We start from the raw sequence: 13,449 nt of genomic DNA, 5'->3' as shown, positions 1-13,449 counted from the left end.
ATCAGATGATTCATCTGAGTATATGTGCAATATTAATTTTTTTATTCTTTTATATAGAAATAAGGCTCATCATTGAGAGAGTTTTACGAACTATCAGAATGTATATAAAACATTCATGTCGGAAGGACAATTCTAAATTTTGATATGATAGTTATTGTAAATAACAAAACACTATCATATTCGCGTGACAGATATGTTTAATATGCTAAACTCAGCGCCAAAATCAGTTTCACTATTTCATACAGGTAAAAGTGCCGCAGGTAAGACCTGAAGGATAAGGACGGGTTATGCTCTATATTTTCAATGAGAATATTGTTTATGATGACGCTCAGTGTTCTTTAACTAACTGTAAGAGTTATGACTCGATCCTTCTTCCAGCAACGGCCTCAAGGTTGCTGTCTTTGTTTATCAGATATCAGGGGTCAACTTTAACCCGTGAAGAAATCCTCAATTGCGTATGGGATGAGTACGGTTATAAAGCGTCCAACAATACACTTACACAATATGTATCGTTGATTAGAAAAAATTTTCAGTTACTTGGTGAAACAGCCGATATCATCATCACTATTCCACGTACCGGTTTTGTGATGAACAAAGATGTAGAAGTGAAAATGATCGAACCCGGAGCAGAAAAACAAGACCTGTTGCTTCCGGATACCCGTTCATTCAGTGATGATTTTCTAGCTGACACGGTCGAACAGGGGATGTCTCTTACAGAGACTAATACAGATACAGGCACTGAAGAGGACAGTACGACTTCCATTACAAAAAACAGTAAAAGATTAGTATGGTTTCATGGCCTTAATGCATTGTCATTAATCATGTTCTTACTTATTTGTTATCATATTCAGCTTAAAACTAATGAGATGAAAGTATCCAGGGTATACCAGGTCGGTACGATTGACAGCTGCCCTGTATATATGTTTTTCAGAAGTGCGCATGAACTGCTCCCCGTGAGACTCACCTTAACTGAAAAGATAGCCAGAGAATCAATACCTTGCCTCCCAGGAAGCTTTTATATCTCTCAGCAGGAAGACAGCCTGATTTTTGATGAAGCAGGACGTTTATTCATCAGCAGATGCAGTTATCAGGCTGGCAACAAGAAAAAGTTATCCAGTTGCAAGAGCGTATATAGCCATGAATAAAAAATATAAATTATTAACAATTACTTTATTTGTGTTTTTCTCAGGCATCCTTGTCACTATCAGTAACATGACTAAAAGTGGCAACATTAACTGTTCTGGAACCTTACAAATGAACTCACCGGGCGATCAAGAGTATCTCTTTAATGGAACCATCAGTGTGGTGATACGACCGGGTACTGAAAGTATTATCAGTATCTTTGGTACTTCGGTATCAGCAAGACAGCCTTCCCCCATCAATACGCATCTCGTTAATCGGGATATAACATTCACGGTCCTGAGCAGAAACAAAAGCGATTTTTACCTGAGTGATATGAAGACAACAGCTCACCCCGGGGACAGCATGACCGAGACAGAGGCCTCTGGGCTGCTTTTCGATATGTTTGATCTGGAAAACAACAGGCTTACCGTTCGAAGATATCTCAATACCTTTGTTTTTGGCGATGTTCCTCTTCCTTTATTTATTTGTGTGAAAAAAAGATAAAATTTTATATCCCTTTAATCGGTTCAAAATGTAATAAGGTGATTTTCGGACGACCATCTTAACGTTGGTGATATGCACATCTCACGGCAGAGTTCAAACCAGAATCCGGTCAACTGGTCCTGCTCCATAACTTTGCGGTACGACGTAACGTATGTCTGAGATGAATACACTGTGCATATCTTACCGTTATTCTCGACCTGTTCACAACAGAACGGATGGCAAACCAGGCGGGGAGACAAACCAAAGTGATTAGGCGTTTAAATAGAACTTCAGATTGCAGCCAAACGAATCCTAAAAGAGATGGCGGGAGAATTTGAAATGGTGTCGATAATAGGAGTAAAACACAGCAAATAACCACATGTATTTAATGTGTTTAGTTTTTAATAAATCCCTAGATACCCGAATTGATACCCGTTTTGATTTCGCTCCCGATTGAGGAACAAAACGGGCTATTCCGTAGCCCTGTACCAAGCTTGCCAACGATATTTATCCAGCCGTAACTGGCGCAGGCATTCCGCTATTTCGATGTCCGCCTGCAGGTCTTCGTCGCTGTCTGTTCCAGCTTTACTCGCTCCCCTGCACGGTTCCTGCATCAAATCAGCTGATGGAGTTGGCCGCATCGAGGGCTCGCTGGCGCAGCTGCACAGCGTGATCGTCAAAATCGCACTTAGTATGATTCGGGTCGTTAACATATTTCACCACGTCTCGGTAAATGGTCCGGTAAATCACTTTTCCTTCTGCGCTGGCCGCTGCCGCTTTCTGCTCACTAGTGGCGACGGCTTTCTCCGCTTTTTTGTTTTTCGCTGCATGCTCGCTGTTTACCTTGTCGCTGTGCGCATACCAGCCTTTCAGATAACCCGCGTAAAAGGTAACAGCGAAAAGCGCCAGCAGAACGCCCAGCGCTAACAGCTTTGCTTTAATGGTCACTGGTCTATCCCCCAGCACGTCAGTGCGCTTTCCTGATCCCGGCGATCGACCTGACCATAGCAACCGTTCTTCTGGCCTTTGGTCAATCTGCAATCGCGGCCGCCGTCTTTAATCCACCAGCGGATCGCTTCGCATGCACCTTTGCGGTCACCGGAATTGATGCGCTTATAGAACGTTGAGGGGAAACAATTACCGGGCCCGATGTTATAAGGGCAGAACGAAGCAATACCTGCTTTCTGCGGCTCGGTCAGTGGTACCTTGATATTGCGCTCCACCCACGCAAGAACCTTATCCCGTTCGATGGCGTTCACCTGATCGCATTTCGCCTGCGTCAGCTTCATGCCCTGCACTACCGGTTTACCATCCACCATTGTGGCGCCACGGCAAATTGTCCAGATCCCGCCGCCGTCTTTGTACGCTGTGAGGCTGTTGCCCTCTTTCTCATTCAGGAACTGGTCGAGAATTTGCGGGGCAGAAGCGCCAGCAAATATCAACCCCAGAACAGCGGCGCTGAGCTTAGCCTTACTGGTAGCCATTGTCCCGAGCCTCTTTGCGACGATCGTCTTTAATTTTGAAATAAAGGTTTGTCAGATAAGTCAGCAGACCAAAGAGAATACTGGCGAGAACGCCAATTGCAGCCCACTGGCTGGGACTGACTTTATCGAGCAGTTGCAAAAGCCAGTAGCCAAAACTGCCAATAGATGTGCCGTAGGAAAGCCCCGCCGCCACGTCTGAAACGTTATTCATCCTCATGCCTCACCCCCGGTGGGGAAAATCGTATCGTGGCATGAGGGTAAGCGCGCAGGTCGGTCGGAATCCCGACCATATAGAGGAGGTCGATAAGGTTAACAACAAGTGCTAAACTTCTTGGCTTTCAGAATTGACTGATTTTTATAATGTTAAAGCTATTTAGTAGATACGTTTCCGTTGGCGTGCTCAACACAGCCTTACACTGGCTGTGTTTTGGCGCTCTGCTTTATTTCTTTGGGATCAGCCAGGCGATTGCAAATGTTCTGGCATTCTGCATTGCAGTAACGTTTAGTTTTTTCGCGAACGCGAAATGGACGTTCAAATCGCAGGCCACTTCCGGGCGCTATCTCGCGTTCGTATTATTCATGGGGACCATGGCAGGCCTGACGGGTTACCTCGCTGATACTGTTGGCGCTCCTCCCGTTGTTACCCTGTTAGCATTTTCCGGCTTTAGCCTGGTTGCCGGGTTCATCTACTCAAAATTCATTGTCTTTAGGGATGCGAAATGAAAATTTCTCTGGTCGTTCCGGTGTTTAATGAAGAGGAAGCGATTCCAATCTTCTATAAAACTGTGCGGGAATTTGAAGAGCTAAGACAGCATGAAGTCGAGATTGTCTTTATTAATGACGGCAGTAAAGATGCAACAGAATCAATCATAAACGCGCTTGCTGTGGCCGATCCGCTTGTCGTTCCTCTTTCCTTCACCCGCAATTTCGGTAAAGAGCCTGCGCTGTTCGCCGGTCTTGACCACGCTACAGGTGAAGCAGTTATCCCGATTGACGTTGATCTGCAGGACCCGATCGAAGTCATTCCTCATCTCATCGGGAAATGGCAGGCTGGCGCCGACATGGTCCTCGCTAAACGTTCCGATCGCTCTACTGATGGACGACTAAAACGAAAAACTGCAGAGTGGTTCTATAAGCTACACAACAAAATCAGCAATCCGAAGATTGAGGAAAACGTCGGCGACTTCCGCCTGATGTCTCGCGAGGTTGTTGAAAACATCAAACTTATGCCAGAACGCAACCTTTTCATGAAAGGCGTTTTGAGCTGGGTTGGCGGCCGCACTGATGTTGTTGAATATGCCCGCGCAGAACGTGTTGCCGGGGATTCTAAGTTTAATGGATGGAAGCTGTGGAATCTTGCATTAGAGGGCATTACCAGTTTCTCAACTTTTCCACTGCGCATGTGGACGTATATCGGTTTGTTCGTTGCAGGCATGGCCTTTATCTATGGCGCATGGATGATCGTCGACACGTTAGCATTCGGCAACCCGGTTCGCGGCTATCCATCAATGCTTGTCTCAATACTTTTCCTTGGCGGAGTTCAGTTGATAGGTATAGGTGTGCTTGGGGAGTATATCGGCAGGATTTATGTTGAAGTTAAGGGAAGACCTCGTTATATCATCAAAAACGATCTCAAGGATAATCGGAAGGAAGAGAAATGATTAGTCAGGCTTTGGAAAAAGAAACTCATTTAAAGTGGGTGTTATTCACTTTTGTTTTTGCTGTAGTGGCTGTGTTTTTTACTGCTATCCATCCGGTGACAATTATCTCTGGTGATGAATGGATCAATCTTTCTTCCGGAAGGCAGGCATATCCACAGTGGGGAGGTTTTAATCCAATTAAGGTTGTGCCTGAGGTTGCTTTCCCACTCTTTGGTAACATTGCCTCATCGGTCGTAATGCCACTTGGATTTACTTTCCTTGAAGCTATCGCCTATTTGACAGCGGTTTTAGTTGCGATTCTTGTTGTGGTGTTTCTTTATCAATTCTATGTTTTGATGAGAGAAACCGCAGGGTTGTCAACATACACTAGCTCAGTCATGGTTATCTTATACCTACTGTGCATGTTTGGCCTGTTCAGAACTCTCAATAATGACAACAGTCCATACCTGTTATGGGAGCAAAATCTTACTTGTTATTATCACTATATTGTTCCAGCCCTCATAAACGGCACGCTGGCACTTTACGTTTTAAGAATGTCGGCAACATTAAAACCCTTCTTTTACGAAAGAGCGATCTTTTCTGGCGTGCTGATATTCGCCATTTACCTATGTGTATTTTCGAACATTTTTGCCAGTGTTGTGCTTGCAGTAATGTGTGGTGTGGTACTTCTTCTGAACCTCATTAGCAACAGATTTAAAATTGTTGAAACGATTAAGGCTTACCCTTTCCACTGCATTACTCTGGCGATGTGGGTTATTTCTGCTCTCTTTGAAATGAACGGAGGAAGAGCGGACCGAATGGCAAAAGATCATCTGGATATTTCAGGTACAGTCAATGCATTTTACTCACTGCTTAAATTAACAGATCGCACCTTCTTCGTTGTGCTGGCTGTTGGATTGGTTTGCGGCGTGGTGTTCTTGCTAAGAAGAAAATCAGATGAGACAACTGAAGGGAAAAGATACGCTTTCTGGGTATCAGTGATTTCTGGAGCCATTACCACATTAGCCCTTATTCTGGTATGCGCAAAGGCTAGCGCTAACTATGCGACTCGACCTGTAGCAATGTGGGGTTCGTTCATGTACCTGATAGTAGCAGCTAGCATAGGACTTGGTTACTTCATTGAGCGCTTTAAGACCGTTCAATATATTGCCCCAATAGTTTTACTTTGCTTGATTAACAAAGCTACAGACCAATCAAATTCTTTGCGTGAGTCTCACAACGGAAACGTTCCTTTCTCCGTTGCGAATGCTATCGGACAAGATATGATTGTTCAGGTTCAGAGAGCTGTTGAAAGCAATCAGAGGACGATGACACTGCATGTCCCTAAGGGGGACAACAATGACAACTGGCCATTCCCGGTAACAAGAGGAAAGGCCATATCAGAAACTCTCAAATCAAATGGATTAATACCTCGTAACATTGAGATAAAAATCCAGCCGGACAGAGAAATGAATGCGAAGTATGGTATGCCAATCTGAATAGTTGCGCCCCATTAGGGGCGCATTAATTATGACTTAATATTCAATGATTCTACGTTCCCAGTACCACCGGATATACTAACGGCCGCTGTACCAGTTGTTGACCTTGCATGGTTTGTATAAGCCATATTATATCCACCAGCACCAAGTACCAAGTACCAAGTACCAAGTACCAAGTACCAAGTACCAAGTACCACAGCATAAATCATTGTCGCCCCGACTACATAGTTATCTGATGCATTGCAACGGTAACAATTACTTAGATTGATTCCGTTATATGTAGCAGTCGTGGCATACCCGGCATCTAAGATGCTATTACCCAGAACTCGCAGCCCCTCACAAGATATTAAGTCAATACCATGACCTCTAACTCTTCGTACCTGGTTCTGGCTAACACTGCCAAATGTCACGGTATCCATAACAATACCAAGACCTGCTGAGCCGTTCCCATCAACTATATTACCGTTGACATTAGTCATAAAGTTGGCGCTAGTGGTTCCTGCCATCGTTACATGAATTGCACGAAGCGTAGAGGTGTAGATAACATTATTTGTGATTTGTACATCTGCAAATGTTTGGTTCTGATAATCGGGAGCTGAGTTTACTGGGTTGTAATATCTCACACCAGTAACACATGCCTCAATATTATTATTAGAGATAATAATGCGCCCACAAGAACGGTCACCTATAAACACGCCATCATTACACTGGTGGATTTGATTCCCAGTGATAATCATACCAAAACAGTTTTGATGATCTATCGCATTATTTGGAAATCCACGCACAACGTTATCGGTGGTGCTTAAATGGAGCTGCGCAGATGCAGATATCCCTTGACAGGAAGAATCTGTGCCAGAGGCGGAAACAACAATGTTGTTACGCATGGTATTAAAGTAACCTTGAGATGTTCCAATCTGGTTCCTCATCAAAATACCCCATGCGCAATGGGTGCAAATATTACCCTCCATAACGGCATGTTCGTTCTCGTTGAACCAGATGCTACAGCGGTAATTACCTATGCCGAGCAGCCCGCAACTATCTATGACATTGTTTCGTGCAACAACACGAGAAGCGGTGCTGTAGATAGCTGTGCGTCCGGTATTCACAATTCTACAACTCTCAACAACTGTGCCGAGTGCTGTAGATTCCACATTAATTCCAAGAACTGTTGCGCCGTTGCTTCCTTCAATACGTATACGCCGAACAATATGGTCCGCATTTCTCACCCTCAAAACTGCATCATTGAAACTTTCTGGATTAGTAACAACAATTCCAAAGTTTTGTAAGATCACTGATGAGGTGTTATTTACGAAGCATCCAGCATTAATGTTAAATGTTGCGCCTAATCCATCAATAATTGTATTTTGTGAAATGGCAGCTGCTATTGCTGCGTTAATTGCTGTATGCGCCGTAGGAGTAGTAGCATCAACTCTTGGGAGCGCACCGAACATATACGGAGAAATGTACCCAACATTCATCCGGAGCCAGGCAGCCCCACCTGATGTTTTGATAACCGTACCGTTATTGTCGGTGTAGCCTGAACCAGCAAGTACCGCTCTGAACTGTCCACCACCGTATCCCGTACCGGCAGTATGCCCTTTAACCGTAATACGCTGCTTGTCGAAAGATGGCTCGATTGTCCGTAGCGTAGCAATGTCTGGACACTCCCCGATGTACTTTTCGCCATCGGGTTTAGCCAGTTCTATCATTACATCGGACGCCGAACCAGAAGCTGGCAGAACGACGATTGGTTGCCCTGCAGCGTTAAACGCCAGAAGCTTGTTTGCGCGCTGATCAGCAGGCGGCAGAATGGAGACTGAAGACTCAGGAACACGCAGCGTACGCACCAGGCTGACATTATCGACATAGTTCCTGGTCGCTGCATCCTGCGCATTTATCGGGTCACCGAGATTCGCGATCCTATAACCTTCTGCGTTGAACGGACCACCAAATAGCGGACGTCGCAGCGCTAGCCCGAGATAAATAAAGGCACGCTGTATTGCCATCCAGAGGCGGTCGAAATCCTTATTCACTGTGTCGGCCAACAGATCGCCGTTGTCCTGGTAATCCGTTAACCGGTAGGTAGGAACAACACGTTCCAGCATGACCACTGCACCGCTTGCAGGTGGAGTAACGAAAACCACGTCACCCCCGCCGACGTTACCGACTCCTGATACGGAATATCCGCTGGTAACGACAGTACCGTTGATTGATACCTGAATATCACCGGCATTGATGATATAGAACTCGAAGGGGAAAACAGTCGTCAGACCGTTGGCGTTATAAATAATATAGGGAGTCTGGTTGGGTACCGACATGATGCGAAACCTCTGGCAGGTTAGTAATCGACGTCGACCAGATGATCTCCGTCACTTAACTGCCAATCTTCGCGCGCATGCCCGGTCGGAATCCCGACCACTTTCCCGATACGTACTGGTGTCTGACTGATTGCGCCGGCACCAGAATCGATAAAGTCATCCGGCTGGTTGGTCAGAGCCGGATTAAAATCACGCATCTGGTCATAGACAGGGCCGTCCAGTACATCGGTATGCGCCCATAAGAACCGCGACGACAGAGGCGCTTCGAATGCATCGAGGATGCGTTTCTGCTTGTTGGTAATGCTGAATTCTTCGCGCACGCCGCACCCGGTACCCTTGAGCGCCTGACGCAGCAATTTACCCGCGAAACTGCCGGGGCCGTTCACCTCAACGCACACAACCGGGATCTGATATTTGAGTACAAGCTCTTTGATCTGTGCGACCTGCCCGCCAGTGATTTTGTCGTTATCGTCAAATTCCGCGAGTTCCCCCGTAAGTTCCTTGCAGATGTGCCAGTACAGGTGCCCTCTGGCATCAGTCAGCATCAGCGAGAACGCCGAAGCATCGGCTTTAACTTTACCTGTGGCCACATCCCACCAGGCGACAGCGCCAACGATTTGCACGTTACCCAGCCAGAGCGAGGCCGTACGGTTCGCATAGCGGATCTGCGGATGGATGTTGTACTCACGGATACGGTCAGGATCGAGACGAACGTCGCCAACGGGTTTACTGTGCAGCTGATACTGGCTATCCCACTCGTTAACCGTGCGAGTTTCTTTACGTCGATTCTCCATTTCCTCGCGAGTGAATCGCTCAGGCCAAGCGCAATCCGCGTAGAAGTCGATAACGGTATCGGGCGCGGTGGCAAACTCAACACCGCCGGCCGTAATTTTATAATCGACATCCTCGACCAAGAGCCGCGCCGCTTTATGGATGCCCGCGAAAACGTACTCTGGCCTGAAAGATAATTCGTAGCGCAGCTGCGTGGCGTCTTTCGCTTCAACGCGTTTTTCTTTCTCAAACAGCCGGATGGTAAGACAGTCTGCGCCCATAGACTCGACCTCATCATAAAGGCTGTCATGCGTGTGCGGTGTACCGATGTAGAGCTTTCGGCCGCCTGGGATAAGAATGTGTGTCTGCTCGCCTAGGCGATAGCGCAGTTTTTCGCGTGCCTCAGGCGTCTGGATATTACGGGGGACCTCAACGTCATCGTTCTGACATTCGTTAGCTCGGGCCGAGGTTACGTTAGACAAGATGCCTTTGGCGTACATGCTGCCGTTACGTAAATCCAGCGCGCCGTTGACCCACCACTGCTCAACTGTCCCCTGCCCGTCCGGCAGCATGCCTTTGGTCAACGGATGGTTGCGCAGAACGTTCTGCGTATCGCGGCTGGTTTTATACGCGGTGCCGTCTGATTCCGACTGGTGAAGAATGCGGTACTGACGCTCGCAGTAGTATCGCCAGGCGTTGTAGACCGCAAGGATCGTTGATTTACCGAAACCACGGAAACAGCGAAGCACCGCGAGGTTTCCGCGATGCTCCAGCCAGTGGCAGGCCTGATAGTGGCAGTCCGGAACGTCCCAGTTCATTCGCTCCGCCCACATTAAAAAGAAGGCGAGGAACGAAATCATTTTTTCCCTTTCTGCAGGCGCTCAATAATTGCGGCCGCCTCTCGCTCTGCTTTTGAAACCTGCTGGCCCAGTTCAAAGGCTTCGTCATCCTTTCCGGGATTATCCGACGGTGTACCGCCTCGCGTCTGCATGCCGATAAGTGAATGCACCTTAATCAAGAGCGTCAGCGATGCAGCTGCATTCTTCTTATCCCAGTCGCGGTCGCCGCGTTCGTCTTTGGTCAGTTCACTCGGTTTTTTACCTGCCCCCGGCCAGTTATCCGGATCGGCTTCTTCAAGCACCACATCGGTGAGTTTATCGGTTAGCGCGGTAAGGCGTGTTTTGTAATCCTGATGCATAAAAAAGCCCCGTAGTGAATACAGGGCTATGATGACGCGGGTTTAAGGTCGGAATCCCGACCGATTATCGCATGCCGGGATCAACCTGATTTATCAGCGGCGCTATCCAGAACAGATTGTTACCCGGCAGAAGCGTACGCACATTGTGCAGTACCCGGTCGCCTGCATCGCCATTGAGCACGCCAGCCGTAACATCTGTGATGGTATCGAGCAGGCCAAACGTTGGGCCCAGCGCAGAGCCGATAAAACCGCGACTTGCATAACGTGACTGTGTGCCGGTACCGAGCAAAGCACCCAGCCCCACCATACCGCCGGATGCTTTTTCCGCCATATTGTTATACTCCATCAGCGGGCCGAGAATACCGGATCGGTCAACACCTTCCAGCACCAGCTTATTCGGAGACCAGTCTACCTCCTTACCGTTTGCAGACTGTTTAAGCGCGTACGTCAGCGCGCCGAGCCCAATCTGAAAAGCGGTACCGTAATAAAACTGCCCCGTCCCCTCCTGCAGACCGCCCAGGGTGGCGCGGTTATAGGATGCGGTAGCGAACGATTTAAACTGGAAGATGGTTTTTCCCAGCGGCGTACTGGCCCACAGTGGTGTATCGCCGATCCCAGGGGTTATAACGGTATTGTTCACATCTTTCAGCACCGCCGACTGGAAGACACCAGCAACGTGCTGATCGTCCCATTTTTCAAAATTACCGATGTGCCAGCCGTTGATTACCTCACCGTGTTTTTCGAACTCGCTGCGGATACGCGCGGCCATATTGTCGTTAATGCCGAGCTTAGCCAGGCGGCGGCCGGCGAACGAGCCTGAGAGAATGCCGTCGGACGTGATCATACCGTTCACCGATTTGTTCATGTCGTCGAAGTGGCCCATCAGTGTGAGCTTGCCGAACGCATCGGTAACACGCTCCCTACCCGCTTCCACTGCCGTTGTACGGGCGGAACTGTCCACAAGGTCACCCATCGTACGCGCACGGGTATGCAGGATTGTTTCCAGCCCGACGGCCATTTTTAACTGCTCTGCGCGACTGGCCTTAAATGCAGGAGAGCGGGTGATCAGCGCTGAGTAACCGCGCATTGTGTTGCCAAAGCCGTTAACCATCACACCGCGCGCGAGATCAGGAATAGCGGAAACGGTCATTCCGCCCAGTTTGGTAACAAAGTTAGCGCTGCGCAGGAACGCACCGGCACGTACGAAAAATGATGAGGGATCGTCCGGCATGCCGTAGGTGCCCGCCAGGCTGTCGCGTAGCGCGGTAATATCGCGGATATCGTTATCGCGGGCTTTCGCTAGCTTCGCCTGGTCTTTGGGATTCTGACGCATCAGCGCGTCGTATTCGTCCTGAATATCCTTGAGCTGTTTTTCCAGCGATTTGTTACCAAATGCGCGCGTCAGCTCCACCTCTGCCGACGCCTCGCGGATGTGACGCTGCAGCACATAATTGGCGTCGCTCTCCAGATAATCTTTCATCAGGCGATCGGGAACGCTGAGCGTACGCGACCGGGTGCTGCCTGCCGCTTTCACCATAAAGACGTTTGCGAAATCCTGCGGGATTTTTGCGCCGACGATTTTATTGATCGTGGCGTCAGCAGTAATTTCAGCCTCTTCGCGGGACATGGTTTTCTCACCGCGCGACCACCAGTCGACCAGCATGTCGCGAAATTTATCGCGCTCGTTAACGATCTTGCCGACTTTGTAGACGCGCGGGAAATAACTCTCCTGCCCGATGGCTTTTAGCTTCTCGTCAGGTGGCAGCAGGCCAAGCTTTTGCTGCGCCACTTTAACCCGGTTAACAACGGTGCGCATTGCCTGCGCCGCTTCCTGCACCACCGGGTTAGCATGCACATCGCCGCTGCGCATAGCGTTACCAACTTCCTCGCGGAACTGGGAAAAGCTCAGGTCGCCCCGGCGGCTTTATACTGGCTGTAGGCCTGCTTGTTGGTCACCACGACAGCGGCTTCTTCACGACGCCACCCGCGAACACGGGTTTCCGCCGCAATAGGTGTCTCAATTCCGCGGGCATTGCCCTGCAGTGTGTAGTTATTCTCTGCCAGCTCCAGCGCCGTACGGCGGGAGGTTTTCGACGGAGACTCCATCAGCCGGGTAAACGGTGTCAGATAGCTCCCTGCCTTACGTGCCAGTTTACCGACCGGTCCGCCAGCTGCCGGGGTGAGATCCTCGAGCGTGGCTTCACTGATTCGCGCCGCGCCGACGCTGCCCCCTTCCGGGAGTGAGGCGGCAGCCGTGTCCGTCGCTGACGTGATACTCATATTATCGAGCGCGTCAGCCACTTCACGCGTGGCCGCTGTGCGAACAGAGGGCGAAAGCGCAGCACCGGCAGCCGCAAATACACCGCTCATCAACGCACCGGCGGCGACGTGGGAAGCGCTTTCCCCCCACGTACGGGTAATCTGCTGGTTATTCAGCGCAACCTCGCTCGCTGCTGTTGCAGCTGCACCGATTGCAGCCTGTGACGCAATACGGGCCACAGCGCCCCCCTGAGCGCCGGGGATAAACATCGAAGCCACTGTAACCGGGTCTACAACCCCGGCGGCAATGCTGGCGAGAACCCCCTCCCCGCCAGCCTCGGAAAGTACCCGACGGTCCTCGTTTTCGTCGTCGATCTGCTGTTTCAGCCAGGCAGTTTCTTCCGGCGAGCGGGAGTCGGCAAAAGTGGATCCCCATTGTTCATAACCGTGCAGCTCGTTTTTATCAACATACGGATTGTACCCGTCTACCGGCTCAAACTGCTTCGCAGGGCGGAACATCTGACCCAGCAGGTTATTCTGGCGAAATGCTGCGCCCCACACAGACGGCTCATCCTGCTGAGGTGCTGGGTTGGTACCTTCAGGCAGAGGGACATCAAACCCGAAGGGTGCCGCCAGGACGTTACCCGCCGGAGTGAATCCGTTATTCAGTTCTTC

General features: G+C 49.2%; 11 protein-coding genes and 1 pseudogene. 5 read left to right on the top strand and 7 right to left on the bottom strand.

What is annotated here, in order from left to right:
• The first annotated feature begins 287 nt into the window (after positions 1-287).
• Both ACOTX2_RS20830 and ACOTX2_RS20825 read left to right on the top strand, forming a co-directional pair.
• Positions 288-1,145 (top strand): winged helix-turn-helix domain-containing protein, encoded by an 858-nt coding sequence (locus ACOTX2_RS20830; RefSeq protein WP_022647175.1) that lies wholly within the window; start codon positions 288-290, stop codon positions 1,143-1,145.
• Entirely contained in the window at positions 1,138-1,626 is a 489-nt protein-coding gene (locus ACOTX2_RS20825; protein WP_038418009.1) for a hypothetical protein, read from the top strand. The genes ACOTX2_RS20830 and ACOTX2_RS20825 overlap by 8 nt, the downstream gene beginning before the upstream one ends.
• A gap of 597 nt (positions 1,627-2,223) precedes the next feature.
• Here ACOTX2_RS20825 and ACOTX2_RS20820 read toward each other — a convergent pair.
• The 3 genes from ACOTX2_RS20820 to ACOTX2_RS20810 are packed head-to-tail and all read right to left on the bottom strand — an operon-like array spanning position 2,224 to position 3,300.
• Complete coding sequence (locus ACOTX2_RS20820; RefSeq protein ID WP_063148323.1) at positions 2,224-2,553, bottom strand: hypothetical protein; 330 nt, start codon at positions 2,551-2,553, stop codon at positions 2,224-2,226.
• Positions 2,550-3,089: a lysozyme gene (locus tag ACOTX2_RS20815; RefSeq protein ID WP_063148322.1), complete on the bottom strand. Its 540-nt coding sequence runs from the start codon at positions 3,087-3,089 to the stop codon at positions 2,550-2,552. Before ACOTX2_RS20815 ends, ACOTX2_RS20820 begins: the two co-directional genes overlap by 4 nt.
• Complete coding sequence (locus ACOTX2_RS20810) at positions 3,076-3,300, bottom strand: class II holin family protein (protein ID WP_038415426.1); 225 nt, start codon at positions 3,298-3,300, stop codon at positions 3,076-3,078. The genes ACOTX2_RS20815 and ACOTX2_RS20810 overlap by 14 nt, the downstream gene beginning before the upstream one ends.
• Positions 3,301-3,449: 149 nt before the next feature.
• On the opposite strand from ACOTX2_RS20810, the gene ACOTX2_RS20805 reads away from it, so the two are divergent.
• The 3 genes from ACOTX2_RS20805 to ACOTX2_RS20795 are packed head-to-tail and all read left to right on the top strand — an operon-like array spanning position 3,450 to position 6,228.
• Positions 3,450-3,812 carry a GtrA family protein gene (locus ACOTX2_RS20805; RefSeq protein ID WP_063148321.1) on the top strand — a complete coding sequence of 121 codons (363 nt, stop codon included), beginning with the start codon at positions 3,450-3,452 and terminating at the stop codon, positions 3,810-3,812.
• Positions 3,809-4,750, top strand: coding sequence for a glycosyltransferase family 2 protein (locus ACOTX2_RS20800; RefSeq protein WP_023295989.1), 942 nt, complete (start codon positions 3,809-3,811; stop codon positions 4,748-4,750). The genes ACOTX2_RS20805 and ACOTX2_RS20800 overlap by 4 nt, the downstream gene beginning before the upstream one ends.
• On the top strand, positions 4,747-6,228 hold the full coding sequence (locus ACOTX2_RS20795) for a hypothetical protein (RefSeq protein ID WP_063148320.1): 1,482 nt from the start codon (positions 4,747-4,749) through the stop codon (positions 6,226-6,228). Before ACOTX2_RS20800 ends, ACOTX2_RS20795 begins: the two co-directional genes overlap by 4 nt.
• A 29-nt stretch (positions 6,229-6,257) precedes the next feature.
• On the opposite strand, the gene ACOTX2_RS20790 is transcribed toward ACOTX2_RS20795, so the two are convergent.
• From ACOTX2_RS20790 to ACOTX2_RS20775, 4 genes and pseudogenes are all read right to left on the bottom strand, one after another.
• Positions 6,258-8,546: a phage tail fiber protein gene (locus ACOTX2_RS20790; protein ID WP_421625965.1), complete on the bottom strand. Its 2,289-nt coding sequence runs from the start codon at positions 8,544-8,546 to the stop codon at positions 6,258-6,260.
• Positions 8,547-8,566: 20 nt separating this feature from the next.
• The gene (terL, locus tag ACOTX2_RS20785) at positions 8,567-10,177 is read right to left on the bottom strand and encodes a phage terminase large subunit (RefSeq protein WP_063148318.1); all 1,611 of its coding nucleotides are present in this window, start codon (positions 10,175-10,177) and stop codon (positions 8,567-8,569) included.
• Positions 10,174-10,515, bottom strand: a complete 342-nt coding sequence (locus ACOTX2_RS20780) for a hypothetical protein (RefSeq protein ID WP_063148317.1) — start codon at positions 10,513-10,515, stop codon at positions 10,174-10,176. The genes terL and ACOTX2_RS20780 overlap by 4 nt, the downstream gene beginning before the upstream one ends.
• Before the next feature lie 64 nt (positions 10,516-10,579).
• Positions 10,580-13,443 (bottom strand): annotated as a pseudogene (locus tag ACOTX2_RS20775) (hypothetical protein).
• Between the last annotated feature and the right edge of the window lie 6 nt (positions 13,444-13,449).

The sequence above is a fragment of the Enterobacter cloacae complex sp. IR5412 genome, assembly GCF_049237385.1.
GTDB lineage: Bacteria > Pseudomonadota > Gammaproteobacteria > Enterobacterales > Enterobacteriaceae > Enterobacter > Enterobacter intestinihominis.
This window is presented reverse-complemented; position numbering and strand designations above follow the sequence as displayed.

Excerpts from the sequence above, each read along its gene's own strand:
- terL (WP_063148318.1), bottom strand. The coding sequence starts at position 10,177 with ATGATTTCGTTCCTCGCCTTCTTTTTAATGTGGGCGGAGCGAATGAAC.
- ACOTX2_RS20800 (WP_023295989.1), top strand. The coding sequence starts at position 3,809 with ATGAAAATTTCTCTGGTCGTTCCGGTGTTTAATGAAGAGGAAGCGATT.
- ACOTX2_RS20815 (WP_063148322.1), bottom strand. The coding sequence starts at position 3,089 with ATGGCTACCAGTAAGGCTAAGCTCAGCGCCGCTGTTCTGGGGTTGATA.
- ACOTX2_RS20825 (WP_038418009.1), top strand. The coding sequence starts at position 1,138 with ATGAATAAAAAATATAAATTATTAACAATTACTTTATTTGTGTTTTTC.
- ACOTX2_RS20790 (WP_421625965.1), bottom strand. The coding sequence starts at position 8,546 with ATGTCGGTACCCAACCAGACTCCCTATATTATTTATAACGCCAACGGT.
- ACOTX2_RS20780 (WP_063148317.1), bottom strand. The coding sequence starts at position 10,515 with ATGCATCAGGATTACAAAACACGCCTTACCGCGCTAACCGATAAACTC.
- ACOTX2_RS20805 (WP_063148321.1), top strand. The coding sequence starts at position 3,450 with ATGTTAAAGCTATTTAGTAGATACGTTTCCGTTGGCGTGCTCAACACA.
- ACOTX2_RS20810 (WP_038415426.1), bottom strand. The coding sequence starts at position 3,300 with ATGAATAACGTTTCAGACGTGGCGGCGGGGCTTTCCTACGGCACATCT.
- ACOTX2_RS20795 (WP_063148320.1), top strand. The coding sequence starts at position 4,747 with ATGATTAGTCAGGCTTTGGAAAAAGAAACTCATTTAAAGTGGGTGTTA.
- ACOTX2_RS20830 (WP_022647175.1), top strand. The coding sequence starts at position 288 with ATGCTCTATATTTTCAATGAGAATATTGTTTATGATGACGCTCAGTGT.